We start from the raw sequence: 26,232 nt of genomic DNA, 5'->3' as shown, positions 1-26,232 counted from the left end.
CAAGACCATGCACATCGTTAAGACCATGCACATTGTCATCTGCATCAAGCAGGTCCCGGACTCGACGCAGATCCGCGTTCATCCGGTCACCAACACGATCATGCGCCAGGGTGTTCCGGCGATCGTCAACCCGTATGACCTGTTTTCACTCGAAGAGGCGCTGCGACTGAAGGACCGCTTCGGCGGCAAGGTCACGTTGCTTTGCATGGGCCCGCCGCAGGCCGAGGAAGCGCTGCGCAAGTGCATCAGCTTCGGCGCGGACGACGCCGTGCTGCTCACCGACCGTGCATTCGCTGGCGCGGATACGCTCGCTACGTCGTACGCGCTGGCAGCGGGTATCCAGCAGATCGCGAAGGAGCAGGCGGTGGACATCGTGTTCACTGGCAAGCAGACGATCGACGGCGACACCGCGCAAGTCGGCCCCGGTATCGCCAAACGCCTCGGGCTGCAACTGCTGACCTACGTGTCGCGCATCGTCGAGACCGCTCTCGATGCGCGCACGATCACCGTCGAGCGCCGCGCCGAGGGCGGCGTGCACGTGCTCAGGACTGCGCTGCCGTGCCTGATCACAATGCTGGAGAACACCAACGAACTGCGCTTTGCGACGCTGCCCGCGATGATTCATGCGGCCGGCTATCCGGTGCACAAATGGAACTGCGAACAGGCCGGCATCGAAGATCTCAGCAAGATCGGCCTGAAGGGCTCGCCGACAGTGGTCAGCAAAGTCTTTGGACCGACGCCGCGCAGCGAGAAAGCGGAGATGCTCGACCTCGACGCATCGAGTCTTTGCGACGTGTCGGTAAACCTGCTGCAAAAGATCTTCGCGCGCCATCCTACCCTGGAAGCTGACCTGCTGATGAAGGAGGGTTCATGAACACACCCGCCGCCCCCGCGAAGAAACCCGCCGGCCGCGCAGGACGCAATCTCGAACTGCCGAAACACCTGAAGGCCTACAAAGGCGTCTGGGTCTTTATCGAGCACGACCGTGGACACGTGCACAGCGTCTCGTGGGAACTGCTCGGTGAAGCGCGCAAATTGGCCGACACGCTCGGCAGCCGAGTGGGCATCGCGGTGCTCGGCGGCGCGAATGAACCGCTCGAACAGTTCGCCGCAGAAGCCTTCACTTACGGCGCGGACGATGCGTACATCGTCCACGACCCGGTCTTGCAAGGCTATCGCAACGAGCCGTTCACGAAAGGGCTGACCGACCTCGTCAACCGGCATCAGCCCGAGATCCTGCTGCTGGGCGCGACGTCGATGGGCCGCGACCTCGCCGGCTCCGTAGCGACGACCCTGCTGACCGGGCTGACCGCCGATTGCACCGAACTCAACATCGATCCCGCGTCGCGGGCGCTGGCGGCGACGCGCCCCACCTTCGGCGGCTCGCTGTTGTGCACGATCATGACGCTCGCGTACCGTCCGCAGATGGCGACGGTGCGCCCGCGCGTGATGCCGATGCCGCTGCGCGACGCCGAACGCACCGGCAACATCGTCCATGGAACGCTGGGGATGATCGAGACGGATATCGTCACGAGGCTGCTCGACTTTATCCCGGATGCGAGCAGCAACCGGATCAACCTGCCCTATGCCGATGTGATCGTGAGCGGCGGCAAGGGGTTGAAGAGCCCGGAGAACTTCCAGCTGGCGTTCGATCTGGCGAACGTGCTCGGCGGCGAAGTGGGTGCGACCCGGCCATGCGTGCAGGCCGGCTGGGTCGAGGGGGAGCGCCAGGTGGGACAGACCGGCAAGACGGTGCGGCCCAAGCTCTACATCGCCGCCGGCATATCCGGCGCGATCCAGCACCGCGTGGGCATGGAAAGCGCAGACGTGATCGTGGCGATCAACACCGATCCGAACGCACCCATCTTCGATTTTGCACACTACGGGATTGTCGGCAATGCGTTGCAAGTGTTGCCCGCGCTGAAGCAGGCTTTTGTGGAGCATTTGACCCGGCGCCGCAAGCAGGCTGCCTGAGGAGAATCACGATGAGAAAACCTTCACAGTTCGATGTGATTGTGGTCGGCGCCGGTCCGTCCGGCAACGCTGCCGCTTACACGATGGCCAAGGCAGGTCTGGAAGTGCTGCAGATCGAGCGCGGCGAGTATCCGGGCAGCAAAAACGTTCAAGGTGCGATCCTGTACGCGAAGGCGCTCGAAGAGATCATCCCGGACTTCCGCGACGATGCGCCGCTGGAGCGCCACATCATCGAGCAGCGGATGTGGATGCTCGACGATACGTCGTTTGTCGGTACACATGTGCGCAGCGAGGATTACAACAAGCCGCCCTATAACCGCTACACGATCATCCGCGCGCAGTTCGACAAGTGGTTTTCATCGAAAGTGCGCGAAGCCGGCGCACTGCTGCTCTGCGAGACCACGGTGAAGGAACTGATCATGGACGGCGACGTGGTGGTCGGCGTGCAGTGCGACCGCGAGCACGGCGATGTCTATGCCGACGTGGTGGTGCTCGCCGACGGCGTGAATTCGACGCTCGCGCGCAAGGCGGGCTTTCATGGAGAGATCGGGGCCGGCAACGTTGCGCTCGCCGTCAAGGAGATTCTCTTCATGCCGGAGGAGACGATCCGCCAGCGCTTCAACGTCGGCGAGGACGACGGCGTCGTGATCGAGATGGTCGGCAGGATCACCGACGGCATGATGGGCACTGGCTTCCTCTATACCAACAAGGAATCGCTCACCATAGGCGTGGGCTGCATGCTGAGCGACTTCAAGAAAAACCCCAACCGCACGAGCCCCTACGTGCTCCTCGAAAAGATGAAGCAGCACCCGTCGATCGCGCCGCTGATTGCGGGCGGCGAGATGAAGGAGTATTGCGCGCATCTGATTCCCGAAGGCGGTTTTCACGCAATCCCGCAGGTCTACGGCAACGGCTGGATGATCGTTGGCGATTCAGGCGGTTTCGTGAACGCCGCGCACCGAGAAGGATCGAATCTTGCGATGACCACGGGACGCCTCGCCGCCGAAACGGTGATCCACGCGAAAGCCGCGGGCCACGGCTACCGCGCCGGCACGCTCAAGGCCTACAAGGCCGCGCTCGATCAGAGCTTCGTGATGAAAGACCTGCACAAGTACCGCGACATGCCGGCCGTGCTGCACCAGAATCCGCAGTTCTTCACGACCTACCCCGACCTCATGGCGCGCGCCGCGCGCACGATGATCACGGTCGACGGTAAGGACAAGAAAAGCAAGGAGCGCGAGATTTTTTCGAGCTTCCGCACAGCCCGATCGCTTTCCGGCATCGTGGGTGACGCCTACAAACTCCTGAGGGCCTTCCGATGAGCACCCTACCCGTCAACGTAGAGGAAAAGCTGTTCCAGAACCGTTATCGCGTCGATGCAGGACGGCCGCACGTCCACATCAAGGATGCCGACGTCTGCCAGAGCGAATGCAGCGCGAAGAGTTGCACCTTCGTCTGCCCGGCCTCGTGCTACAAGGCCGAAGGCAACGGCGCGGTGACGCTGATCACCGACGGCTGCCTCGAATGCGGCAGTTGCCGCATCCTCTGTACCGACCACCAGAATATCGAGTGGGACTACCCGCGCGGTGGTCACGGCATCCTGTTCAAGTTCGGTTGAGGAACATCGTCATTGCCAGAGCAGAACGACATGTGTTTGCTTGCACCGAGAACCGGCCGCCGCCGCATCCGCGGGGCGCCGGGCGGCGAGGGCTCGACCGCGCTGCTGAAGGTCTTCTGGGCGGAACAGCAGAAACGCCAGGCGCCCGATACCGTCGCGATCACATATTCGGGCTGCCTCGGCCCGTAGTGGGAGCGTCGCTGCAACGGGCCGTCTGAGGAGACACATGGCCCAACGAACCGGCGATGACAGCGCCGCGTTCGCACCACCTTAGTCGAGATACGGGCCGCTCCCCATCGTGATTGTGCCAAGGTCCGCGCCAAATCCAGATTTGACTTCTCCGAGCCATTCGCCTCAGTCGCGATGTCGCGGCCCCGACACGCCGCAAGTCCGACAGTCCTTTCAGAGACGCTTGATCTCGACACCGTATTTCCTCAGCGCGTAGCCAATCTGGCGCGGCGTCAGTCCAAGCAGCCGCGCCGCTTTTGCCTGCACCCAGCCGGATCTTTCCATGGCGGCGATGAGACGCTCGCGGTTGGTCATCTTCGCATCACTTCCGAGGACTGCGCCGCCAGCCGCTAACGGAGCCCGCTCGCTGCCGACAGGCTGGACCGCAGCAACTGCGCCCGACGTAGCAGCCTCAGCCCGCGGCGTAGCCGGCTTCACGGGCACTGGTACGATTCGCCCGGGCTGCGGCGCCATTTCGTCCGATCGGCTCTTCCAGAGCATCGCGGACAGGCACTGGCCGTGGCAGCAGGCAAAGTCGTTTCTCACGATCGCCGGTCCCGGCGCCAGGGTCGCGCTCCGCTGCACGCAATTCTCGAGCTCGCGGACATTGCCGGGAAAACCGCAGTTCATCAATACTTCAATCGCGCTCGCATCGAAGGTCAGCGTACGGCCGTTCTCGCTGTTGAAATTCTTGAGAAACTCAACGGCGAGGAGCGGAATATCACTGCGCCTTTCACGCAACGGCGGCAACAGCAAGGGAACCACGCAGAGGCGATAATAAAGGTCGGCGCGGAACTCGTTCCTTGCCACCGCCTCTTCCAGGTTTTTATTCGTGGCGGCAATCACGCGAACATCGACCTTAATGGTCTGGTTGCTGCCGACGCGCTCGAATTCTTGCTCCTGCAGGACGCGCAGCAGCTTTGCCTGGAACGAGGCCGAGATCTCGCCGATCTCGTCCAGAAACAGCGTCCCCTTGTCGGCGAGCTCGAAGCGCCCCTTGCGCGAATTGAAGGCGCTGGTAAAGGCACCCTTCTCATGACCGAACAATTCGGATTCCAGCACCGTCTCATGGAGCGCCGCGCAATTGAGCTTGATGAAGGGCCGCTTGGCGCGCGGCGACAGCTCGTGAACGGCCTTGGCGACCAGCTCCTTCCCGGTACCGGATTCGCCGCGCAACAGAACTGTGCTGTTCGATTCGGCTACCACCGCGATCTTCGCGAGCAGCCCGCGCAGCGCCGGGCTGTCGCCAATGATCCCCTCGATCTGAAACTTCTCACGCTCACCTGCAGGGTGCTTGAGCTCGGACAATGGCTTTTGCAGCCCGTCCTTCCCCGCCATCAATCGCTCGCGGTCGCTCTTGAAAAAGCGATGCAGCTTCACCGTCTGCCCCACCAGGTTGGCGACCATGGTAAGCAGCCGCACGTCGTAATCGAGCCGGAAGTTCGACCCATAGTCCAGGATGCGGTCGATGGTCAGCGTGCCTACGACTTTCGCGTCGATGCGAATAGGGACGCCAATGAACGACACTCGCGTGTTGTCGGAGGCACCGAGCACGCCCATGTCGGCGGCACTGAAGCCCGAATGCACCGCTATGTTCTCGGCGACGAGCGGCCTGTCCGTCGCCATGATCTGGTCAATTGCCTTCTGCGGCAGGCGCATCCGGTAGTGCTCATCGCTGCCTTCGCTCCAGTCCGCGCCAACGGTAATGTCCGGTACGCCATCATCGTCGAAGAGAGAGACGATACCGAGCCGCATCTGAACAAACGATTGCAGGAGATCGATGACGTTGGCCAACGTGACTTCGAGCCGGTAGGGGGCGGTCAGTACCTTCGATATTTCGAAGATGCCGGTAAGCACGCTCTCGTGCCACTGCACAATAGGGACCGCGTGGTCCGTCTCGGACTTTGAGCCAGGCCTTTCGCGTACGGAAGCGATATGCAGCATGACGACGTCCCCGTTGTGGGGACCGTGCTCCCCGTCACCTTGTTCGGATTTGCGGGCATTGTGTTGCATATCATCCTCGATCTAGCGCCCAATTTCACGGGCTGACTTCAAAAGATAATGCCCTTTCATGGAAGGACGGTGAAACTGTAGTGCCTTGATTTACTTATTTTCTGCTTTTGCGATTTCGCTGCGTGGATTCCGTTAGGAACGCGAGTTCCATTGATGTCGCTCAAATCAACTGCGATTTGTCTACTCCAGGTGCAGCCGATTACAGGTGTCGTCCATCATTGATTGCTGCCTCGGCGCCCGTGAGATAACTCGCCGCATCCGAGCATAGGACGAAGATGATCTATCTTTGCGACCTCTTCGGGCGTGCCCGCCCGGTGCAGCGGGATATTTGGCACAAGAAGCGCTTCCGTGTCGGGCGACAAAATGTCCGTCTTGAACTGGCCAAGGACGTATGGAAACTGTTTTCAGATCGTCACATCCGAGCCTATCGGTCCGATTAATCTGGTTTGGTAAGTCATGGCTGCGTTAGCGTAACGTTTCAAGTGCAAAAAAAAGCCCTCCGGGCTCTAGGTGCCAGCCATCCTCACTACCTCTATTGTTTTGGCAACCCCAAGTATCTTCACAGGCGCTGGGCCAGTAGCCGTCGTACTTGCGCACGTTCTGGCCAAGGAAATCGAAACCGTCTGCAATGTTCGTGATCCGGGTCTTCTCTTCCGAGCGCTCCAGACCTTGAGCGGCCATAAACTGCCTGAGCGCCGGAAGCACCTCGAATTCGAGCACTTCTTTCGACATACCGGTCACAATAAAGTCATCGGCGTAGCGAACGACGTTGAGTTGGGCCTTGCTGCGTGCCGCCGCGGTGAGATTACGCTCGGTCATCAGAGCATCGAGCACGACGAGCAGATTTAGATCGAGGCCCTTGAAACGCATGATCCCAACTTATCCATAGTGTGGATGCGTTCCATCAAAACAATCGATTTTACGAAATGTACGGCATGGAGGATAGTGTTCCTGGTAAATCCATTTCAATTTCGCAAACCTGCTGGCGCCTTCGTCGTGCCGGGGTAGCGGATGAAGTGTGTCGTAGAACTGAGCGAAGCCGAGGAAATGACGTTGCAGCAGTTGTCGATCAATCACATGCATCGGGACACGCGCACGCGAGCGGCGGCCCTGTCGCCGCTCGGACACAGGATCAAGCGCAAGCTCACCGCCGAGCAACTCGGCGTGAGCGGGCAGTCGATCTGTGACTGGCTCACGCATGGCGCAACAGCGGCGTGTCCGGCCCGATGGGCGGCCATAACGGTGGGCACATGAAGCACCACTGGCGGCGCTTCATCACCTGGACGAAGGAAATCGCAGATCCCGAACTCGCTGAACTTTCTCGGCGGACACGGCACCAAATTTCAAGTCAATTTCTCGTGGACGCTCTCATGAATACTGCGGCAAAACGTCGGGCCGGAGAAATAGACTTTGGGCATATCAAGATGGTTGTCGATCTTTGCCCTGACTCCGAGAAAAATCCTCAGGTGTACGCCGAGCATCAACCGAGGCACATGTCCAATGCGGCCACGGTCTTCGGCGGCATGGGCAAGCTGGATCGCGCCGACACGACGCGACAAGCGTCCGGCGGGTCGCGTAGGCGCTTACTACCGGCAAAACTTCGCATAGTTCTCCAAACCCTTTCTATATCGGCCGCTTACCTTCGTACAGTTGATGCAACCCTCGACTTCGGCTGGGCTTCCCAACGAATTGGGAGCAGCCGATTGCAGGTGCCAAATGCTTCAGCGACCCGGCCAAATGGATCTCGTGTCAATCGCGGTCAGATCGTGCGGAAGGTGCGGGGGAAGTCTTTGGTAGATCCGGTGCGAAAGGCACGCGCACTCGATGTAATCTCCATCGTGGAAGAGGTTCAATCGGTCCGTGAAGCGTTGACGGAAATACTCTTTTCTTCGGGCTTCATCGCAGAACTGTTCCAGAGTGCAGATGATTTCTTGAAATCGCACCGCTTTCTCAGCAAGTCGTTCGCGTGCGTCAGGTCCGCCCTCAAAGGCCGGACGGCGCATAGGAGGCAGTCGTGAATTTGGCCGTGTCCACAGATAGAGGACCTCTCTCCATGCGCTCTCAGGTGCGGTGGAGGCTGGTTTGGGAAAATGAGTTGCGACTCGCCGACCACATCGAACTGTCCGAGTTCTTCCGAAAGACCTACGGACCGACCGGGGCGTTTAATGCAAAACCATTCGAAGGCAATCACAGTTGGGCTGGTGCGAGGCCAGAGGTCCGTGCAATCGGCTACGACGCGCGCGGCGTAGCGGCTCATATCGGCGCACTGCGTCGTTTCATCAAGGTTGGCGCAGTCGATCTACTAGTGGCCGAACTAGGATTGTACGCGGTACGTCCGGATCTTGAGGGACTCGGAATCCCTCATTTAATGCGCGTGATGTATCCCGTGTTGCAGGAACTTGACGTTCCATTCGGCTTCGGCACGGTTCGACACGCGTTGCGGCAACACATTGCAAGGCTGCTCGGCCGACCCGGTCTGGCGACTATTGTGTCTGGAGTTCGCGTGAGGTCGACCCTTCGAGAAGTGCATCTCGACACGCCGCCCACACGCATCGAGGACGTACTCATTGTCGTCTTACCGATTGGACGGTCAATGAGCGATTGGCCGACCGGAACGATAATTGACCGGAACGGGCCAGAGCTGTGAGGCACTGCTTATCCGAAGCGCGCAGCGAGTGCGCTGACACCAACGGACGTCGCGACGTCTATTTGACGTTTGACGACGGCCCTAATCCACTTTGCACACCGGACGTCCTCGATGTGCTGGCGGAACACCGGGTGCCAGCGACTTTCTGCGTCATCGGTGCGTACGCAGCGGACCAGCCGAAGCTGATCCGACGGATGATCGCAGAAGGGCACGAGGTCGCAAACCACACGATGACTCATCCAGACCTGTCCAGATGCGAACCCACCGAAGTACAACAGGAAATACTAACGGCAAGCAGGGTCATCAGGATGGCGAGCCCCCATGCTTCGCTGCGGTATATGCGTGCCCCGTATGGCATGTGGACCGAAGCAGTGTTCACTACGTCAGCGAGCGCTGGGCTGGCGCCCCTCCACTGGTCGGTAGACCCGCGAGACTGGTCTCGTCCCGGCGTGGACGCGATTGTCAGCGCAGTGCTGGCCTCTGTCCGGCCGGGTGCAATTGTGCTCTTGCACGACGGATGCCCTCCCGATGAGTTGGGACGATGCACTCACGCTGGTCGGCGCGAGCAGACCCTCATGGCGCTTTCCCTCATGATTCCAGCATTGCATGACCGGGGGTTTGCAATCCGATCGCTTCCTCAACCTAACCGGACAAACCAGACACCCTATGAACATGCTTGGCGCAACTAGCACTGTCGCTGTCTCGTCTTATGCGCTCCGCGGTCCTTTTGCTGCTAGATCAGTACGAGACGCAAATTTTTCGCGGGAAGCCGAGCGACTTCGGCGAGGACCGTCATCTCACGATTCTCGTGCTGACGGCAGGTTATCGGACCGAGTACGTTCCGGACGCCATTGCGGCGACAGTCGTTCCGGACAGACTGGGGGTGTATCTGCGCCAACAACTGCGCTGGGCGCGCAGTACTTATCGGGACACGTTGCTTTCGCTGCGCCTGCTGCCCTGTCTAGATCGCTACCTTACGCTGGACGTGATCGGACAGAATCTGGGCTCGCTATTTCTCGCCTTATCGCTTCTAGCGGGGGCTCGCGCAGCTCGCATTGACAGTGACAGTGCCGTGGTGGACTGCCCTGATAATCGCATCATTGACCATGATCCGCTGTAGCGTGGGCATCGGTTCGCGCTCGCCAGATTCGATTTATTGGCTTTTCTCTTCACACACCCATTAACCTCTTTCTCTTGCTCCCCCTGAAAGTCTATGCGCTGTGTACATTGAGCAATAGAGAATCTAGCAGTTGGTTTCTAAAATCCCTTACCGACTAACGATTTGTGCATCCGTCGACTCCGTGAAAACTGGGAGCTACTGAGCCTTACCGCAAGCAGCTCGGCACTCGCCCACCGCCAGATTTTGCACGGACAAGATTCCCCTGTGAAACGTTGCCGCGCGGCAAAGCGTTCGTACCGCATCCGCATATAAACGTCTCAATCTAATGCACCATTACCTTGGGGGCCTGTAGAAATATTCGAAGGACATCACCCTCTTTCTGGCGCCCCACATCAACTCCTACAGGCGATTCCGGATCGGTACGTTCGCGCCGACCAAGGTCGCATGGAGCCAAGACAATCGGACGGTCGGTTTCCGCCTTTACGGCGAAGGCTCGGACGCCGTCCGCGTTGAGTGCCGCATTGGCGGTGCGGATCTGAATCCGTATCTCGCTTTTGCGGCCCTGATCGCGGCGGGTCTTGCGGGCATCGATCGAGCCACCTCCAGCGCTGCCGCATTGTCCGGAACGTAACATTCGCGACACCAACAATCGGACGATGCACCGCCATAACCCGACATTGTGCCGGTCAACATCCCGCAAATTGTGCTCCGACTGTAGATGCTCGCTTGGCACAACGCTTGCGATCCATCGCCGACAACTCAAGAGACCTGACATGCTCAATCCGATCATCAATGACACGACGCTTCGTGACGGCGAGCAGACCGCCGGCGTCGCGTTTTGCAGCGAGGAAAAATGCGCGATTGCCGCCGCACTGTCGCAAGCCGGCGTGGCCGAACTCGAAATCGGAATTCCTGCCATGGGCGAAGACGAAATGGCGTGCATCGCTGCAATCGTCGACCTGAACCTCGACGCCCGCCTGATGGTTTGGGGGCGCCTCACCGACGAGGATCTCACCGCGGCATTGCGCTGCGATGCCGATATCGTTCATCTCTCGGTTCCCGTTTCGGATATTCATTTGCAACACAAGCTGCGGCAGTCGCGCAGTTGGGTACTGGCGCAGATCGCACGCGTCGTCGACGAGGCAGCGAAAAACCATCCCAAGATTTCCCTCGGCATGGAAGACGCCTCGCGCGCGGATCCCTCATTTCTCATAGAAGTGGCTCAATGCGCGCAGCAGCACGGGGCCCAGCGCGTGCGCTTTGCCGACACTGTCGGTATCCTGGACCCCTTTAAGACCTTCTACGCCATTGCAGCGCTGCGCGTCGCCGTCGATCTGGAGATCGAAATCCATGCGCACGACGACCTCGGGCTCGCCACAGCCAACACACTGGCCGCCCTTAGGGCCGGCGCGACCCATGCGAGCACCACCGTCAACGGGTTGGGTGAGCGCGCCGGCAATGCAGCGCTGGAAGAAGTCGTGATGGGCGCGCGGCACCTGCTGCGACGAGACACTGGCGTCGACACCAGAGCGCTGCCCGACATTTCGTCGCTGGTCGAACAAGCCTCAGGCCGCGCAGTTTCCTTCAACAAGAGCATCATCGGTAGGAGCATCTTTACTCACGAGTCGGGCATTCACACCGACGGCCTCGCGAAGCACCCCACGACCTACGAGGGATTCGATCCGGCAGAGCTCGGCCGGCAACGGTCGACGATACTCGGGAAACATTCTGGATCTCAAAGTGTGCGTGAGGCCTACGACGCTCTAGGCGTGACGGTGTCGGAGCGGCTCATCCCGCTCCTGCTTGCGCGCATCCGCTCTTTCGTCACGGAATACAAGCAGGCGCCGAATGCAAGCGATCTGCGCCGCTTCCTGAGCCAAGCCCACAGCACGCGGGTGAAAGTGTCGTGAGTGTGGTGATGGCGGCCAAACTTGTCCAATAGAAGTAACGACATGCAAGAAGTTATCGAACAACTGCGTCACCTGTCGCCGGCCGAGGATTTCCTGCGATTCTTCGACATCGCATTCGGCGATAAGGTGGTGAACGTGAGCCGCCTGCACATCCTCAAGCGCTTCTTTCAGAATATCGAGCAACAGAAAGAACTGCCGCGTAACAACGCGACGGCCGTGCTCGCCGTCTATCGATGCTTACTGCAGAAGGCCTACAACGACTTCGCTGTATCCACGCCCGCGGAGCAAAAGGTCTTCAAAGCGTCCAGCCTGCGCGACGTGTCGCTGAAACTCGTGCACAAGATATTCGCTCGCCATCCTACATTGGAGGCGGACCTGTTGATGAAGAGGGCCCCATGAACTCGCCCGCTGCCTCGGACAAGAAGCCGGCCGCGCCGGTCAAACGGGCCGCCGGCCGTAACCTCAATCTGCCCGAAGATCTGAAAGCCTACCAGGGCGTCTGGGTCTTTCTCGAGCACGACCGCGGCCACGTGCATAGCGTGTCGTGGGAGCTGCTCGGTGAGGCGGGCAAGCCCGCCGACAAACTCGGCAGTCGTGTCGCTGTGGCCGTGCTCGGCGGTACCGACGAGCCGCTTGAGCAGTTTGCCAGTGAGGCGTTCAGTTTCGGCGCGGACAAAGCGTACGTGATTCACGACCCTGTGTCGCTCGGCTATCGCAACGAACCGTTCACGAAGGAAGGGGCTGACCGACCCGGTCAACAAGTACCGCTCCGAGATTCTGCTGCTCGGTGCAACCTCGATGGCCCGGGATCTCGCCGGATCTGTCGCAACGACGCCCTTGACCGGCCTCACCGCCGACTGCACTGAGCTGAACATTGACCCGCAGTTGCCGCATTCTGTGCACCGACCATCACAACCTCGAATGGGCGTGTCCGCGCAGCGAGCATCGCATCCAGTTCAGGTTCGCGTAGACAAACACATCCATCGTCACATCGGCTTCCGAGCGCCGCAAAAGCGGCCGGACGCCTCACCACTCACCATATCGGAGCAAATTGATGAATCTCATTACTGGTATCGAATCGACCGTTCTCTTCGGCGGCAATGTTCCCTCCCCCGTGCTACAGCTGATCGAGAGAACCCGCGGCGGCAGCAACGACGATGTGGCCGCCGCGTTGTGGACTGCGGTCCTGTCGTACCCGCGCTGCCTGCCACCCTACTATCTGCTGTATAAGTTCCATGCGAACCGGGGTGAACTTGGCGAGGCGCAGGAGGTCGCGACCAAGGCCTTGGCGGTCGCCGCCCGGCAAGCGTCGCTCGACAGCGACTGGTGTGCGGTACAGCCGGGCGACACCGACTTCACCATTCCTGGTCCGGGCCGCTTCTGGCTCTTCACACTGAAGGCGCTCGCGTTCATCAGCGTGCGGCGCGGTGAGCGCGCCGTTGCACTGAAGCTGATCGCCAAGCTGCGCAGGCTGGACCCGATCGATTGCATAGGCTTGGACGTCGTGGAAGCCTTGCTCGCACAGTCCGGATCCCGATAATCGCCGCCGGAAGATCAACTGACAGATCGACAATATGTCCCCGGCATGGCTATGGCAGAACTCCATTGCAGTTCATGGCGATCGTTTCAGTAGTCAAAGCCGACGCTCACCGCTCACTTCGCGCGGGCGCGCACGCCATGCCGTGGACGTTTTTTCAGCGAGCCGTGGAAACCGGTAGCCCAGCGGTGCCGACAATTCGGCGTACATCCGATAAAGAGACCGCGTCGCAAGCAGGGGTTGCGTTGCAACCGGAAACGCAAATCAAGGCAACAACCAGATTGACACACGCCTTGCCGGTCGCGCCGAACCTGCTCGATCAGGCGTTTGCCGTCACCGCGCCGAATCAGGCCTGGTGTGGCGATACACGTTATATCGCCACAAAACCCTCGAAACCCCACAAATCCATGCCGCAAAAACCTTGCTGAAAGATCCCATTTCCTAACTTGGCTGGATTGGTCTTCGCGTGGTCTTAGGCGGAGGAATCATGCGTGACGCCTCCTGCAATATTATCTCCCGCATCCAATTGCTTGCCGGATCACTGTTGTGAAGGGCAGACCATTGGACGGCCTCGGTAAATGGGGGAAGTGGCAGCGGAAGTTCGACGATCCGCAGAGGCATCATTTTTTCGAAATACTTGACCAGCCTCAAGGGCATCGTCCCTATACGGTCAGTGTTTAATAGCATAGGCGGGATCATGCTAAAGCTCTGCACGATGACCTCGTCCCGTCTCTTGAGACCGTGCTGACGCAAAAACCATTCCTCGATGGAGGGCTGCCGCGTACGCCCGAACTTGACCACAACGTGCCCCATCGACATATATCTCTCGAATGTAAGCTGCCCTGATAGCTGCTTGTTCGTGCGGCAGCCTACGCACACGAGCGTCTCCTCGAACAGCTTCGCTTTAGGGTGCGCGCTCGTCATGAACAATTCCGGCAAGATAAGAAAATCGGCTTCGCCGCGCCGGAGAACCTCATCGGGGTCATCGGCAAGTGGCAGCAATTCGAAACTGACGGCGGGAGCTTCCCGTGCAATACGCTCCACGATCTTTCGAAAAAATACGACTGCCATGAAATCGGAAAGGATGATCCTGAAGCGGCGATCCGATTTGGCTGGGTTGAAGACGTCCTGGGAAATAACGGAGAGCTGGATGTGCACCAGCGCCTCGCGGATTGGAGCAGCGAGCCCTTCTGCACGCGGTGTTGGGACAAATTCCCGGCCCCTCATCGTAAATAGTTCATCGCAAAAATAGGCGCGTAGCCGGGCGACGGCCGCGCTCATGGCCGGCTGGCTCAGGTTGATGCTGCGTGCCGCCGCGGTGAGATTACGCTCGGTCATCAGAGCATCGAGCGCGACGAGGAGATTTAGATCGAGGCCCTTGAAACGCATGATCCCAGGTTATCCATAATGTAGATGTGTTCCATCAAAACAATCGATTTTACGAATTGTACGGCATGGAGGATAGTGTTCCTGGTAGATCCGTTTCAATTTCGCAACCTGCTGGCGCCTTCGTGGTGCCGGGATAGTGGATGAAGTGTGTCGTAGAACTGAGCGAAGCCGAGGAAATGACGTTGCAGCAGTTGTCGATCAATCACATGCATCGGGAGCCCTCCTCGCGAACCCGCCGCATGTTTGGCAACGATTGGGGATTTCCTCGGGGGTTCCAGCGCTTCAGCTTTCTGGTCGCGCCATCCTTCAGCGCCAAGAAACGCGCCCCCTGGACCAAACGGTACAGAATTTTCATGAATTGCGGCGCCATTTTGCAGACGGACCCTACGCGAGATTCTTTGGGCTGGTGACCTCTGACCGGTGTTCGCAGCGGCGAGCGATACCCTACCTTACTTATGTGGTAGGGGTTCGAGTCTTGCCAGTAGGGCCTTCCTACCACGATGAAGGAGAGAAACATGCTGTGCTTAGGAGTGAGCGGCGGGCTAGACAAAGTTCATGAAAATTCACTCGAACTGCCGAACACATTTCTGCACGACGGCGCTGCGGTGCTTGTCCGGGACGGACGCGTAATAGCGGCCGTCGAAGAGGAGCGCCTCAACCGGATCAAGCACTCTAACAAGTTCCCGAGCAGTTCAATTCAATACTGCCTCGCATCCGCCGGGATTCAGCTCAGCGATATCGACCACATCGCGTTTTACGCTACCGAGGCCTATTGCAACGTCATGCTCGAACGCCTGTTCCTGTCCCAGCCGAACATCTCCATTCCGGTGGATGCCAAGCTGTTTCTGCGTAACTTACTAATGCGGGAATTCGGTACCGAGGTCGATCCTTCGCGAGTCTCATTCGTGAGTCACCATCTGGCGCATGCCGTGAGCGCGTTTGCGATGTCTGGATTCGAGCAAAGTCTGATCCTCGCGGTCGATGGCGGCGGTGATTTCCTCTCGGGGCTCTTGGCGCTCGGATCTGGAACCGAAATTACGCAACTCGCGACTTTCGCAGAGCATAATTCTCTAGGGCTGTTTTATCTCGAAACAATCCGGTATCTCGGTTACGGCTTGTTCGACGAATACAAGGTCATGGGGCTTGCACCTTATGGTGATCCCGCTCCCTATCGCGGCCTCTTCGAGCAATTCTATCAACTGTCCGCCAACGGTGAGTACCGCGTCTACCTGGACCGCATCGGTCCGATGTTGCTCCGCAGCATCCAGGTCCGGCGAAAGGGAATGCCATTCACACAGCAGCATCGAGATGTGGGTGCTTCATTGCAGGAAGCGCTGGAGCGGATCGTGTTTCACATTCTCCGCCATCATCGCGAGGTCACCGGTATGAAGCGGCTGTGTATAGCCGGAGGAGTAGCTCATAACTGCACCATGAACGGTAAGCTGCTGTATTCGGGACTTTTCGAAGACATCTTCGTGCAGCCCGCAGCGCATGACGCCGGTTGCGCATTAGGCGCTGCCCTTATGATGTCAAACGACTTCGGTCGGCCCGCGCCGCGTGAGCGATTGCAGGAGGTTTATTGGGGGCCCGATCTGGGGAGCGATCTGGTCGTGGAGCAAGAATTGAATGCGTGGGCCGGACACCTCGACGTTGAACGCAGTGATGACGTGGCAGGCAGAGCAGCGGACTGGATGGCCAATGGCGCCGTGATCGGCTGGGTGCAGGGTCGTTCGGAGTTCGGGCCACGCGCGCTTGGCAACCGCAGCATTCTTGCCGATCCCAGGCCGGTGGCAAACAAGGACCGGATCAACGCCATGGTCAAAAAGCGTGAGGGTTACCGACCGTTCGCGCCATCAGTGCTCGAGGACGATGCGCGCGAATTTTTTGACCTCCCAGAGGGCACCCGCGAATTCCCTTTTATGAATTTTGTAGTTCGCGTGCGTGACTCCAAGCGTGCCTTGCTCGGCGCCATCACGCACATTGACGGTACAGCGCGGCTGCAAACAGTATCGCGCAAGACCAATCCCGCCTACTGGGAGGTTATTAATGCGTTCAAGAAGCGGACAGGAATCCCAATTCTGCTCAATACTTCCTTTAATAACAACGCTGAGCCGATCGTAGATTCGGTTGCAGACGCAATTGCCACATTTCTGACGACAGAGCTGGATGGACTTGTGGTCGGGCCGTTCCTCGTCAAAAAGCGGCTCGCAACACAGGAACATTGGACTGCGCTCGCGGTTTCACTGCCGCCCTATGCATCGCTCTATCGAGTCCGCGCTCACACAGCGCGGGATCGTCAGGAGACGGTGTGCGAAATTCGCACCGGCGGCTCCAACTATGACAGTGTGCGTATTTCACATGAGTTGTTCGATCTGCTGATGCGGATCGAAGGCGAAGCCGTGCTCGGACATCTTCTCGATTCAATTACACCTGAGCAGACTCGACGTGAAGCCCTCGTCAAGGAGCTGCGCGGATTGTGGGAACAGCGTCGGGTTCGGCTACATCCCTCACGGGCGTTGTCACGGTAACGACGCGCCTCCAATGAGTTGCTGAAGGTCTGAAGCTAGGTAACAGCACTCGCGAGCTATTTTTCCAGAACGTTAAACAATAACGTTTGGCCGCCGTGCAGTTCTTGTACCAACACGCCGGTGTCCAACGGAGCACCAGTCCCGGCCCAAGGTCCGGACACTTGCAGCGGCGCACCATAAAGGTAGGCGGAATTGACACATCAAACGAACTTCGAATTGCTGCGTCGGGAATTGGACGCAGACGATCCATGGCGGCTCGACAGCAATCCCTTTGAGCACGAGCGCCACAGGCAAATGCTTCGGATGGCACTTTCGCAGGGATCCGTCACAAATGCGCTCGAAGTCGGATGCGCAGGCGGAGCCTTCACGGAAAAATTGGCACCGCACTGCCAACGGCTCACCGTGATCGATATCGTGCCACACGCAATTGCCAGGACACGCGAACGGATGATGGACCCACCACACATCAATTGGATCGTCTCCGATGTCCAGCATTTTTCGACTGAGCAACAGTTCGATCTGGTCGTGGTGGCGGAGGTTCTCTATTACCTCGACGGCAGCGCCGAGGTGCGTGCGGCTGTGCGCAATTTAGCACGGATGCTTGCGCCCGGTGGACAGCTGGTTTTCGGATCGGCACATGACGCCAATTGCCGGCGATGGGGCCACATTGCCGGAGCCGAGACGGTCATAGCCATCCTGGAAGAAGAGCTGGTTGAGATCGATCGTTTGAGGTGCGTCGGTCAGTCGTTGAATGAAGACTGTCTGCTCGCATGTTTTCGAAACGCGGCTTCGCCTTCGTGTGGACCAACTTACCAGCGTTAGGCCGGGAGATATTATGCGCATCTGTGGGATCAAACTGACGCACGACGGAGCAATCGCCCTTGTCGAGGATGGAAAACTGGTTTTTTGCGTGGAGCAGGAAAAGCGAGACAACAATCCGCGGTATCAGGCGATCGACGACCTCGACGCGATCGCGATCGCATTGGCCGAGCATGGTTTCGATGCGCACGATATCGACCAGTTTGTCATCGACGGCTGGGACGGAGTAGTCGAGTCGCAGTTTCGGGTCCTCAGTGGGTCGATTCCCGTCAGCCTGAAAGGGGCCCCTTATGCCGAACGCCGAGCCGATGATCTTCTCGCTTCGCTCGACGGCTCCGGACTGCTTGTCGGCGGCCAGTCCTTTCCTTATAAAAGCTATCCTCACGTGTCAGGCCATGTGGCCTCCGCGTACTGCACCAGTCCCTTTGCCCAAAGCGGGCAACCTGCATTCTGTTTGGTGTGGGATGGTGGCATCGTCCCACGCCTCTATCATGTAGAACGCCACCACGCCCGCCATGTTGACTGCCTGTTCCCCGTGATAGGTCACATCTACGCCGCGGCGGGTCATCACTTTGGTCCTTATAAGAAGCCGGGCGGCGCCCGGTGGGATCTGGGTGTGGCCGGCAAGCTGATGGCTTACATCGCGCTGGGCTCCGTTGACGAAGATATCGTTGAGGTATTTCGCGAGCTTTATCAGGCACGCTTTGCTGGCGACACGGAGTGTGCGCAAGCTTATCGCGAGAACATCCACAGCGCGGACGCGTCACTAGCGGCTGTAGGAGAGTTCTTCGAAGCAAGCGCGCTGCGACTGGAAGCCAAGCCGCCCGAAGACGTACTCGCCTCGTTTCATGTATTCCTCGAGCGTCTTCTCGTTCATGAAATGGGTATCGCGCTGCAGCGCCATTCGATTGCGGGCCCGAAAAATTTGTGCATCGCTGGCGGATGCGGACTCAATATCAAATGGAACAGCGCCCTGCGCGCGAGCGGTTTGTTCGACGCAATCTGGGTGCCGCCGTTTCCCAACGATAGCGGGTCTGCGATTGGCGCCGCTTGTTGCGCGCTGGCAGCCGAGAAGGGCTTCGTGCCGCTGGAGTGGTCGGTATATAGCGGACCGGCCTTAAAAGGTTGCCAAGTACCGCCCGGATGGACGGCGTCTACTTGCTCCATTGCAGAACTCGCCAGCATACTCGCCAGTAGCAAGCCCGTCATTTTCCTTGCCGGCCGAGCCGAGCTCGGACCACGAGCATTGGGGGGCAGAAGCATTCTGGCCGCCGCGACTTTGCCCACAATGAAGGATCATCTCAACGACATCAAGTTTCGAGAGCACTTCCGTCCCGTGGCGCCAATATGCCTTGAGGATCGTGCGCCGACCATTTTTAGCCCGGGGAGCCCTGATCCCTATATGTTGTTCGATCATCAGACGCGCGCGGAGTGGCGAGAAAAAATCCCTGCCGTCGTGCATCTCGACGGATCTGCCCGATTGCAGACCATTTCAAGAACTTCCGAGCATCCGGTGGCGCAACTTCTGGTCGAATACGAAAAGCTGACGGGTATTCCGTTGCTCTGCAACACGAGCGCCAACTATCACGGACGAGGTTTCTTCCCGGACGCTGCTTCAGCCTGTGCGTGGGGACGCGTCGAACGTGTGTGGTGCGATGGTTTGTTACTGACCAGGACTGGTCTTTCGCCGTCAGTCGACGAAACACTTTTCGCTACGTCGCCGTTCGAAGATTGCTGACGTTGCAGCTCAGTGGTCAGTACGACGCAGTCATTGTCCCGGCAGCTCGCTCTATCGCTACGGTCCGAAGACGATCAGCCGGCCTCCCTTGGCTCGATTTTCGCAAGCACTTATCCCCCGGGCGGAGGTTGCTCATCGACCCGCGGAACCTCGATGCCATCTTCTGAAATTTTCAAGGTAGTTGTCGCCTCAACGTTTGAGTTCAGACGGCCTTTCGCTCCTGCTGATCGCGCTGCGGAGTGCCTGGCAGGTTGTGAGTTCGATCCGGGTTCAGATGCTCAGCACTTACGCGCTGCCCGTTGCGCGTGCGGCCTTTCATCGCAGCGGATTGCGCTGCCGGGCAGTCTTGTAGAGCGCCATGCGCCGATCCAGAATGTCCTGATCAAGGTTGGCATGACGCTGCGGCGGCGTCACGAACTGGATCGCGCTGTGACGATGTTCGTCGTTGTACCCGCACACCAGTGCGCCCACCCAGCTGCGCGCGGCGAACGGGTATCGAACGCCTTGCGGGTAAGCGGGCCGGTACTTCATGGGCTTGAACAGCGACTCGGAACAGGGGTTGTCGTTGCTCACGCCCGGGCGACTCAACGACGGCATGACACCCAGCGCCTGGAGTGTGGCAAGCATCGCCGCGCCTTTCATCGGGCCGCCGTTATCCGAATGCAGAATCACCCGGTCAGGCTGTATCGCTTCACGCGGGCAGAGGTCCCTGAGAACCTCGCTGGCCAGCGCGCTGCTTTCCTCCGCATAGATCTGTCAACCCACTATCTTGCGACTGAATACATCCAGAAACGGGTACAGATAAAAGTAATGCCCACGGATCGTCGTCGGCAAATACGTGATATCGCAGGAATACAACTGGTCAATATATTGCCATGCACAGCCCGGGGTGGAAAAACCCCAAGCACGCCGACCAGTGGACCAATACCCTCGACACTTACGCGATGCCCGTCATCGGCAAGCTCGATGTCGGGCTTGTCGATACCCAGCATATCGTGCAGATCCTGGAACCGATCTGGGTCAGCAAGAACGAAACTGCGTCCCGCGTACGCGGCCGCCTGGAGCGCGTGCTGGCGTGGGCCAGAACCCGCGGCCTGCGCACCGGCGACAACCCGGCGACCTGGCGTAATCATCTTGATACCCTGTTGCCCCGTCCCGCCTCGGTACAACGGCAGAAACATCACGCAGCCCTTCCCTTCAAGGACATCCACGCGTTTGTCACCGGGCTGCATGCGCAGCCCGGCGTGACGGCGCGAGCGCTCGAATTCACGATTCTTACTGCGACGCGCACCGGCGAGGTCATCGCAGCCACCTGGGAAGAGATCAATCTGCGGGAGGCGGTATGGATCATTCCGAAGACACGGATGAAGGCGAAGCGCGAACACCGGGTCCCGCTGTCCAGCCGCGCGATCGAACTTCTGACGCAGATGAAGAAAGCACGCAGGAGCGATTTCGTTTTCCCGGGATGGAAGGCGGGAACCGGCCTGTCGAACATGGCCATGCTTCAGTTGCTGCGCAAGGCAGGCTATCCGGAACTGACGGTTCACGGATTCCGCTCCACGTTCCGCGACTGGTGTGCCGAAATGACTGCCTACCCTCGCGAGCTCGCCGAAGCAGCGCTTGCGCATACGCTGAGCAACAAGGCAGAAGCCGCCTACTTCCGCAGCGACATGTTTGAGAAGCGGCGCGAAATGATGCAGGCCTGGTGCCATTACATCAGCATGGCGCCAGCCGGAACACGGCGACCTCGCACCGCCGGACCCGACCGAGCCGCGGAGCCCTCGCGGGAGGTTGTTTCCGGCTAACGTGGAGCATGCATGCGACCATGCCTGGTTGTCCAAGGTGCGGTCGACATTTTGGGGCCACAGGACGGGAATTTTCGTTGCAGCTGCTGGCGAGATGGTGTCTCACTCTACGCTTGATTGCCGACGTCTATCGCTCGAATCAACATTCGTGACATGCAGCATAAGAGCCGGCACCTTTCATGTCCCTTGTCACCGGCCACGTAGTGCCAATTTTTGCACCCCAAAGCCAGCTCCTTCACGCTGCCGAATGTCAGGAATGGTAGGCTGATTCCCCATGCGAACTGACATCGAGCCCTTCCCGCTCACCCTCCTGTTCGATACGCAGTCCGACCGTCATGTCGACCAGCTTGAACGCGACGATCGATACCACCGCCGACCAGACCAGGGAGATACCCACGCCCCAACACTGCGCGATCAACTGGGCGAACATATCGTAGTCGCCGACCTTGTTAGCGACATAATCGTAGACACCGGTGCCACCGAGTCTCGTCGACGCAAACACGCCCGTCAGCAGTGCGCCAACCACTCCCCCGAGACAGTGCACACCAAACACGTCGAGCGAGTCGTCGACACCAAGCAGACGCTTTAGCCCGTTCACGCCCCAGTAGCAGACGCCCCCGGCGATCAAGCCCATCACGATCGCCCCCATGGGCCCGACGTAGCCGCATGCGGGCGTGATCACGACGAGTCCGGCAATCGCGCCGGACACCGCGCCGAGCATCGACGGCTTCTTCTTCAGCACCCATTCCACCAGCGTCCACGATACGGTGGCCGAGCATGTGGCGAGCAGGGTCGTGATGAACGCCAGCGTGGCCGCGCCACTGGCTTCGAGGTTCGAGCCGACGTTAAAACCGAACCAGCCGACCCACAGCAGCGATCCGCCCACCATTGTCATCGTGAGGTTATGCGGTGCCATCGTTTCGCGACCGAAACCGGTACGCTTGCCGATCATGACCGCGCCGACCAGCGCCGCGATGCCCGCGTTAATGTGCACCACCGTGCCGCCCGCAAAATCGATCGCACCCTTCTGGAACAGGAAGCCCGCGGTCGCGGTCGCCTTTTCGCCCGCGGCAGCGCTTGTGTAGGCATCGGGACCAGGCCAGTACCAGACCATATGTGCAATCGGAAGATATGAGAACGTGAACCACAGCACCATGAAAAGCAGCACCGCGGAGAATTTGGCGCGCTCAGCGATGCCGCCGATGATCAACGCCGGGGTAATCGCCGCGAACGTCAACTGGAATGACACATAGATGAATTCCGGAATCACGACACCCTTGCTGAACGTCGACGCCGTCGAGTCCGGCGTAATGCCGGCAAGAAACGCCTTGCTCAAACCGCCGAAGAAGGCATTGCCCTCGGTGAAGGCGATGCTGTAGCCATACACGGCCCACAATACGCCAAGCAGGCAGAACACCACGAGTGTCTGCATCAGCACGGACAACATGTTCTTGGCACGCACCATGCCGCCGTAAAACAACCCGAGGCCCGGCGCGGCCATCATCACGACGAGCAGAGTGGCGACGATCATCCAGGCGGTATCGCCCTTGTTCGGCACTGGTGCGGCTGCGGCGTTCTGCGAGTACACCGGCACAGCGAACGCCAGCATCATGAGTAACGCAAAAACCCTGTTCAGTCTTTTCATTGCGCGATCCTGTAGAAAACGTCGAAGCGTGCTCGTGCGCGATGGACCATGCGCAAGCAGGCGGTGACCGTGATGAGTGTGGGGTAAAACAGAATCCAATGGCGACTGCTACGCTGGTCTAAACCAGCGGCGATACCCGACCGCCGCGGCGCGGTCCTGCGTTAGCGCCGCACACAATGCATCAACCTCCGCGACAGTCCCGACGCCCGGCGTTACTCGCATTGCGAGCCCCGCACCGGGCGTCGAATCCTGCACCGATCAGTACGTCTGCCCCGGAATCCACGACGTACCGGCGAGCGGAATACGCGCCATGGCAGCGGCTTCCACCGTCAACGCAACGAGGTCCTCCGGCTCGAGGTGATGCACGTTCTGCTTGCCGCAGGCGCGCGCTATCGTCGTCAGTTCCATGTTCAGCGTCTTCAGGTAGTTGCGCACGCGGCGCGATCCTTCTTCCGCCTGCACGCGCTGTTCGAGCACGGCGTCCTGTGTCGTCACGCCGACCGGGCACTTGCCGGTGTGGCAGTGATGACAGAACCCTGGCGACGTGCCGAGCGCGGCATAATCCGCCACCGCCGGATGCAGCGCGCCATTCTGGAAGTACGTATCGCTATTGCAGCCGAGCGCCATCAACATGCCCTGCCCGATTGCGACCGCGTCGGCGCCCATGGCGAGCGCCTTGGCCACGTCCGCACCGGAGCGGATACCGCCTGACACGATCAGCTGCACCGTGCCCTTCATGTTCAGGTCTTCAAGCGCGTCCACGGCCTGACGAACCGCCGCCAGCGTCGGAATGCCGACGTTTTCGATGAAGCACGTCTGGGTGGCGGCGGTGCCGCCCTGCATGCCGTCGATCACCACCACGTCCGCACCGGCATGCACAGCCAGCTTGACGTCGTTGAACGTACGCGTCGCGCCGACTTTCACGTAGATCGGTTTTTCCCAATCGGTGATTTCGCGCAGCTCCTGAATCTTGATCGCCAGATCGTCGGGGCCGGTCCAGTCCGGATGACGGCTCGCCGAGCGCTGGTCGACGCCCGCGGGCAGCGTGCGCATCGAGGCCACGCGCGGGTTCACCTTCTGCCCGAGCAGCATGCCGCCGCCGCCCGGCTTCGCACCCTGTCCGATCACGACTTCGATCGCATCGGCGCGGCGCACGTCGTCGGGATTCCAGCCGTATCGCGACGGCAGGCACTGATACACGAGCGTCTTCGATGAGCGTCTTTCTTCCTGCGTCATGCCGCCGTCGCCGGTGGTGGTGGATGTGCCCATCGCGGTAGCCGCCTGGCCGAGGGCTTCTTTCACGTTCGCCGACAGCGCGCCGAAGCTCATGCCCGCAATCGTGATCGGAATATCGAGCACGACCGGCTTCTTCGCGAAGCGCGTGCCGAGCACCGTTTGTGTCGTACACTTCTCGCGATATCCTTCGAGCGGATAGCGCGAGAGCGACGCGCCGAGAAACAGCAGATCGTCGAAATGCGGCACGCGGCGTTTCGCTCCGAGACCGCGAATTTCATAGAGTCCGCGCTGCGCGGCGGTGTGGATGTAGTCAATTGTCTTGCGGTCGTAGCCTTGCGACTCTTCCTGCTGCAAGCGGGCGAAATGGATGGGTTTGGCTTCCATGGAAATCTTCTCTGTGAACTGGTTGTTCGGTTGCAGCTGCAGGCAGCGCTCAATACTCCTGGTCCGCGTCAGCGTTCCAGTGGTAGAGCGTGCGGGCCGATGCAATGCGCTTGAACGAGTGCGGGTCGTGACCGAGACCCGCGGCGTCGAGCAATGCGCTGACCGCCGTCACGTCCGCGTCGGTCATCGGTTCGTACTGCGCATCCGCGCCGAGCGACTTCACCTCGCCACGCACATACAGCACGGCTTCGTACAATGAGTCGCCCAAGGCATCGCCCGCATCGCCGCAGATCACCATGCGCCCCGCCTGAGCCATGAAGGCCGAGAAACTGCCCACCGAGCCGCCGACCACGATGTCGCCGCCCTTGAGCGAAATCCCGCAGCGCAAGCCCGCATCGCCGTCGATCACGAGCAGGCCACCATGTGCGGACGCCCCCGCGCCGTTGGATGCAAATCCCTTCACGTGGACCTTGCCGCTCATCATGTTTTCCGCGACACCGGTGCCGGCGCTGCCCTCGACGACGATCGTCGCGAGCTGGTTCATGCCGCCCACGTAATAACCCGCGTGTCCTTGCACCGTGACCGTCACGTGCGCGTTGACGCCCACCGCGATGTTGTGCGCGCCGTTCGGCGACGTGATATCCACCTTGACGCCTTCGAGCGCTTCTTTCTCGCCATGCAGATACTGGTTCAGCGCGCGTACCGACGACCCTTCAAGGTCAAACGTCATGCTTTCCATACATACATCTCCTCGGGTGCGGGTTCGAATACCCTGGCGTTTTTGATATCCGGCAAGTGCGCGAGCGAGCGGAACTCGGAGGCAATCGCGACGTAGTCGTCGTTTTCCGCGACCACCGCGGGTTTGCACGCGAACGGATCGCGGATCAGCGCGAGTTCGGTCGAGGTGCCCATCAGGAACGTGTAGAAGCCGTCGAGTTCTTCGAAGCCCTTCTGCAACGCGACCGGCAGTTCATCGCCTTCACGCAGCCGCCATTCGAGGAAGCGGCACGCGGCTTCGGTATCGTTGTCCGTCTCGAAGCGGATACCTTGCGGCTCCAGCTTGCGGCGCACGCCGTGCGCATTCGACAGCGAGCCGTTATGCACGAGGCAGAAGTCTTCGCCGGCCGTGAACGGGTGCGCGCGATCCGGCGTGACCGCCGACTCGGTCGCCATCCGCGTATGGCCGACGAGATGCGAGCCGGTCAGCTTCGAGAAGTCGTAACGTTGCGCGACGTCGGCTGGTGAGCCGATGTCCTTGTACAGATCGATCGAGCGTCCGGTGGACAACAGGAACAGCTTCGGGAAATGCTCGGTGAGCCACGCCTTCACTGTTTCGACATTGCCGTTCACGGTCAGCACCGCATGATTGCCCTTTGTCTCGACGCGCGCATTCATTTCGATCGCGCCGTTGAGCGCATCGATCAACGCGTTCCAGTCGAAGTCGGTTCCCGCGTCAGTAAAGCCCGCATACAGGCTCAGCTTGCGCTGGCTTTCGTCGACCGCGCTGCCGAACACGGCGAGTCCGGCCGAGTCCGGGCCGCGCTCGGTCATGCCGATCAGCATCGGCACCATCAATTGACCGAGTTGCGCGCGCAGTGCCTGCGTCTTGACCAGCAAGCCTACAATTCCACACATAGTCGT

The 26,232-nt window shown here is 59.8% G+C and carries 25 protein-coding genes and 3 pseudogenes; 19 read left to right on the top strand and 9 right to left on the bottom strand.

Features of this window, described 5'->3' with window-relative positions:
• Positions 1 to 25 precede the first annotated feature (25 nt).
• Genes OKW26_RS22890 through OKW26_RS22870 form a run of 5 tightly spaced genes read left to right on the top strand, consistent with a single transcriptional unit; the run spans position 26 to position 3,781 of the window.
• Positions 26 to 874 carry an electron transfer flavoprotein subunit beta/FixA family protein gene (locus OKW26_RS22890; protein WP_429357123.1) on the top strand — a complete coding sequence of 283 codons (849 nt, stop codon included), beginning with the start codon at positions 26 to 28 and terminating at the stop codon, positions 872 to 874.
• The gene (locus OKW26_RS22885; protein ID WP_429355316.1) at positions 871 to 1,974 is read left to right on the top strand and encodes an electron transfer flavoprotein subunit alpha/FixB family protein; all 1,104 of its coding nucleotides are present in this window, start codon (positions 871 to 873) and stop codon (positions 1,972 to 1,974) included. Before OKW26_RS22890 ends, OKW26_RS22885 begins: the two co-directional genes overlap by 4 nt.
• Positions 1,975 to 1,985: 11 nt before the next feature.
• Positions 1,986 to 3,296: an FAD-dependent oxidoreductase gene (locus OKW26_RS22880; RefSeq protein ID WP_184062997.1), complete on the top strand. Its 1,311-nt coding sequence runs from the start codon at positions 1,986 to 1,988 to the stop codon at positions 3,294 to 3,296.
• Positions 3,293 to 3,592: a ferredoxin family protein gene (locus OKW26_RS22875; protein ID WP_018423212.1), complete on the top strand. Its 300-nt coding sequence runs from the start codon at positions 3,293 to 3,295 to the stop codon at positions 3,590 to 3,592. The genes OKW26_RS22880 and OKW26_RS22875 overlap by 4 nt, the downstream gene beginning before the upstream one ends.
• Before the next feature lie 30 nt (positions 3,593 to 3,622).
• Positions 3,623 to 3,781, top strand: a complete 159-nt coding sequence (locus OKW26_RS22870; protein WP_429355315.1) for a hypothetical protein — start codon at positions 3,623 to 3,625, stop codon at positions 3,779 to 3,781.
• A gap of 213 nt (positions 3,782 to 3,994) precedes the next feature.
• On the opposite strand, the gene nifA is transcribed toward OKW26_RS22870, so the two are convergent.
• The gene (nifA, locus tag OKW26_RS22865) at positions 3,995 to 5,833 is read right to left on the bottom strand and encodes a nif-specific transcriptional activator NifA (RefSeq protein ID WP_429355314.1); all 1,839 of its coding nucleotides are present in this window, start codon (positions 5,831 to 5,833) and stop codon (positions 3,995 to 3,997) included.
• A gap of 579 nt (positions 5,834 to 6,412) precedes the next feature.
• Positions 6,413 to 6,625, bottom strand: a pseudogene (locus tag OKW26_RS22860) (reverse transcriptase domain-containing protein); the annotation flags it as partial.
• 219 nt (positions 6,626 to 6,844) lie between these two features.
• Between OKW26_RS22860 and OKW26_RS22855 the strand changes: the two are divergent.
• The 5 genes from OKW26_RS22855 to OKW26_RS22835 are packed head-to-tail and all read left to right on the top strand — an operon-like array spanning position 6,845 to position 9,600.
• A complete protein-coding gene (locus tag OKW26_RS22855) occupies positions 6,845 to 7,087 on the top strand; it encodes a hypothetical protein (RefSeq protein ID WP_429355313.1) in 243 nt (80 codons plus the stop codon).
• On the top strand, positions 7,084 to 7,851 hold the full coding sequence (locus OKW26_RS22850; RefSeq protein WP_429355312.1) for a hypothetical protein: 768 nt from the start codon (positions 7,084 to 7,086) through the stop codon (positions 7,849 to 7,851). The genes OKW26_RS22855 and OKW26_RS22850 overlap by 4 nt, the downstream gene beginning before the upstream one ends.
• Positions 7,852 to 7,886: 35 nt before the next feature.
• The gene (locus OKW26_RS22845) at positions 7,887 to 8,480 is read left to right on the top strand and encodes a NodA family N-acyltransferase (protein ID WP_187611948.1); all 594 of its coding nucleotides are present in this window, start codon (positions 7,887 to 7,889) and stop codon (positions 8,478 to 8,480) included.
• Positions 8,477 to 9,169 carry a chitooligosaccharide deacetylase NodB gene (nodB, locus tag OKW26_RS22840; RefSeq protein WP_429355311.1) on the top strand — a complete coding sequence of 231 codons (693 nt, stop codon included), beginning with the start codon at positions 8,477 to 8,479 and terminating at the stop codon, positions 9,167 to 9,169. The genes OKW26_RS22845 and nodB overlap by 4 nt, the downstream gene beginning before the upstream one ends.
• On the top strand, positions 9,157 to 9,600 hold the full coding sequence (locus tag OKW26_RS22835) for a glycosyltransferase family 2 protein (RefSeq protein WP_260321328.1): 444 nt from the start codon (positions 9,157 to 9,159) through the stop codon (positions 9,598 to 9,600). Before nodB ends, OKW26_RS22835 begins: the two co-directional genes overlap by 13 nt.
• 322 nt (positions 9,601 to 9,922) lie before the next feature.
• Here the strand turns inward: OKW26_RS22835 and OKW26_RS22830 are convergent, their stop codons facing one another.
• A complete protein-coding gene (locus OKW26_RS22830; protein WP_429355310.1) occupies positions 9,923 to 10,234 on the bottom strand; it encodes a hypothetical protein in 312 nt (103 codons plus the stop codon).
• A gap of 139 nt (positions 10,235 to 10,373) precedes the next feature.
• On the opposite strand from OKW26_RS22830, the gene nifV reads away from it, so the two are divergent.
• From nifV to OKW26_RS22805, 5 genes and pseudogenes are all read left to right on the top strand, one after another.
• Positions 10,374 to 11,510: a homocitrate synthase gene (nifV, locus tag OKW26_RS22825; RefSeq protein ID WP_429355309.1), complete on the top strand. Its 1,137-nt coding sequence runs from the start codon at positions 10,374 to 10,376 to the stop codon at positions 11,508 to 11,510.
• Positions 11,511 to 11,552: 42 nt separating this feature from the next.
• The gene (gene nifW / locus OKW26_RS22820) at positions 11,553 to 11,909 is read left to right on the top strand and encodes a nitrogenase-stabilizing/protective protein NifW (protein ID WP_260321329.1); all 357 of its coding nucleotides are present in this window, start codon (positions 11,553 to 11,555) and stop codon (positions 11,907 to 11,909) included.
• A pseudogene (locus OKW26_RS22815) lies at positions 11,906 to 12,392 on the top strand (electron transfer flavoprotein subunit alpha/FixB family protein); the annotation flags it as partial. The gene nifW and the pseudogene OKW26_RS22815, both read left to right, overlap by 4 nt.
• 172 nt (positions 12,393 to 12,564) lie before the next feature.
• Positions 12,565 to 13,050 (top strand): hypothetical protein, encoded by a 486-nt coding sequence (locus OKW26_RS22810; protein WP_184038138.1) that lies wholly within the window; start codon positions 12,565 to 12,567, stop codon positions 13,048 to 13,050.
• A 192-nt stretch (positions 13,051 to 13,242) separates the two neighbouring features.
• Positions 13,243 to 13,430 (top strand): annotated as a pseudogene (locus OKW26_RS22805) (IS3-like element ISBvi4 family transposase); the annotation flags it as partial.
• Between the two features lie 58 nt (positions 13,431 to 13,488).
• Here OKW26_RS22805 and OKW26_RS22800 read toward each other — a convergent pair.
• The gene (locus OKW26_RS22800) at positions 13,489 to 14,436 is read right to left on the bottom strand and encodes a LysR family transcriptional regulator (RefSeq protein ID WP_429355308.1); all 948 of its coding nucleotides are present in this window, start codon (positions 14,434 to 14,436) and stop codon (positions 13,489 to 13,491) included.
• A 515-nt stretch (positions 14,437 to 14,951) separates the two neighbouring features.
• Between OKW26_RS22800 and OKW26_RS22795 the strand changes: the two genes are divergently transcribed.
• The 3 genes from OKW26_RS22795 to nodU all read left to right on the top strand — a co-directional run bounded on the left by OKW26_RS22795 (position 14,952) and on the right by nodU (position 19,521).
• Positions 14,952 to 16,964 (top strand): carbamoyltransferase family protein, encoded by a 2,013-nt coding sequence (locus tag OKW26_RS22795; RefSeq protein WP_429355307.1) that lies wholly within the window; start codon positions 14,952 to 14,954, stop codon positions 16,962 to 16,964.
• Between the two features lie 192 nt (positions 16,965 to 17,156).
• Entirely contained in the window at positions 17,157 to 17,786 is a 630-nt protein-coding gene (gene nodS / locus OKW26_RS22790) for a nodulation methyltransferase NodS (RefSeq protein WP_429355306.1), read from the top strand.
• 13 nt (positions 17,787 to 17,799) lie between these two features.
• Positions 17,800 to 19,521 (top strand): nodulation protein NodU, encoded by a 1,722-nt coding sequence (nodU, locus tag OKW26_RS22785; protein ID WP_429355305.1) that lies wholly within the window; start codon positions 17,800 to 17,802, stop codon positions 19,519 to 19,521.
• A gap of 315 nt (positions 19,522 to 19,836) precedes the next feature.
• On the opposite strand, the gene OKW26_RS22780 is transcribed toward nodU, so the two are convergent.
• Positions 19,837 to 20,163 (bottom strand): integrase core domain-containing protein, encoded by a 327-nt coding sequence (locus tag OKW26_RS22780; protein WP_184063025.1) that lies wholly within the window; start codon positions 20,161 to 20,163, stop codon positions 19,837 to 19,839.
• A 227-nt stretch (positions 20,164 to 20,390) separates the two neighbouring features.
• Between OKW26_RS22780 and OKW26_RS22775 the strand changes: the two genes are divergently transcribed.
• The gene (locus OKW26_RS22775) at positions 20,391 to 21,326 is read left to right on the top strand and encodes a tyrosine-type recombinase/integrase (protein ID WP_429357122.1); all 936 of its coding nucleotides are present in this window, start codon (positions 20,391 to 20,393) and stop codon (positions 21,324 to 21,326) included.
• Positions 21,327 to 21,576: 250 nt separating this feature from the next.
• On the opposite strand, the gene OKW26_RS22770 is transcribed toward OKW26_RS22775, so the two are convergent.
• The 4 genes from OKW26_RS22770 to OKW26_RS22755 all read right to left on the bottom strand — a co-directional run bounded on the left by OKW26_RS22770 (position 21,577) and on the right by OKW26_RS22755 (position 26,226).
• Positions 21,577 to 22,938 (bottom strand): ammonium transporter, encoded by a 1,362-nt coding sequence (locus OKW26_RS22770; protein WP_429357121.1) that lies wholly within the window; start codon positions 22,936 to 22,938, stop codon positions 21,577 to 21,579.
• Positions 22,939 to 23,229: 291 nt separating this feature from the next.
• Entirely contained in the window at positions 23,230 to 24,591 is a 1,362-nt protein-coding gene (locus OKW26_RS22765) for an FMN-binding glutamate synthase family protein (protein WP_184063031.1), read from the bottom strand.
• A 49-nt stretch (positions 24,592 to 24,640) separates the two neighbouring features.
• Positions 24,641 to 25,330, bottom strand: a complete 690-nt coding sequence (locus OKW26_RS22760) for a protein glxC (RefSeq protein ID WP_342960322.1) — start codon at positions 25,328 to 25,330, stop codon at positions 24,641 to 24,643.
• Positions 25,318 to 26,226, bottom strand: a complete 909-nt coding sequence (locus OKW26_RS22755; protein ID WP_429355304.1) for a class II glutamine amidotransferase — start codon at positions 26,224 to 26,226, stop codon at positions 25,318 to 25,320. Before OKW26_RS22755 ends, OKW26_RS22760 begins: the two co-directional genes overlap by 13 nt.
• Positions 26,227 to 26,232 lie beyond the last annotated feature (6 nt).

The organism is Paraburkholderia sp. 32 (assembly GCF_050435345.1).
GTDB lineage: Bacteria > Pseudomonadota > Gammaproteobacteria > Burkholderiales > Burkholderiaceae > Paraburkholderia > Paraburkholderia tuberum.
The sequence above is the reverse complement of the archived record's forward strand: the minus strand, read 5'-3'. Positions and strand labels throughout refer to the sequence as shown.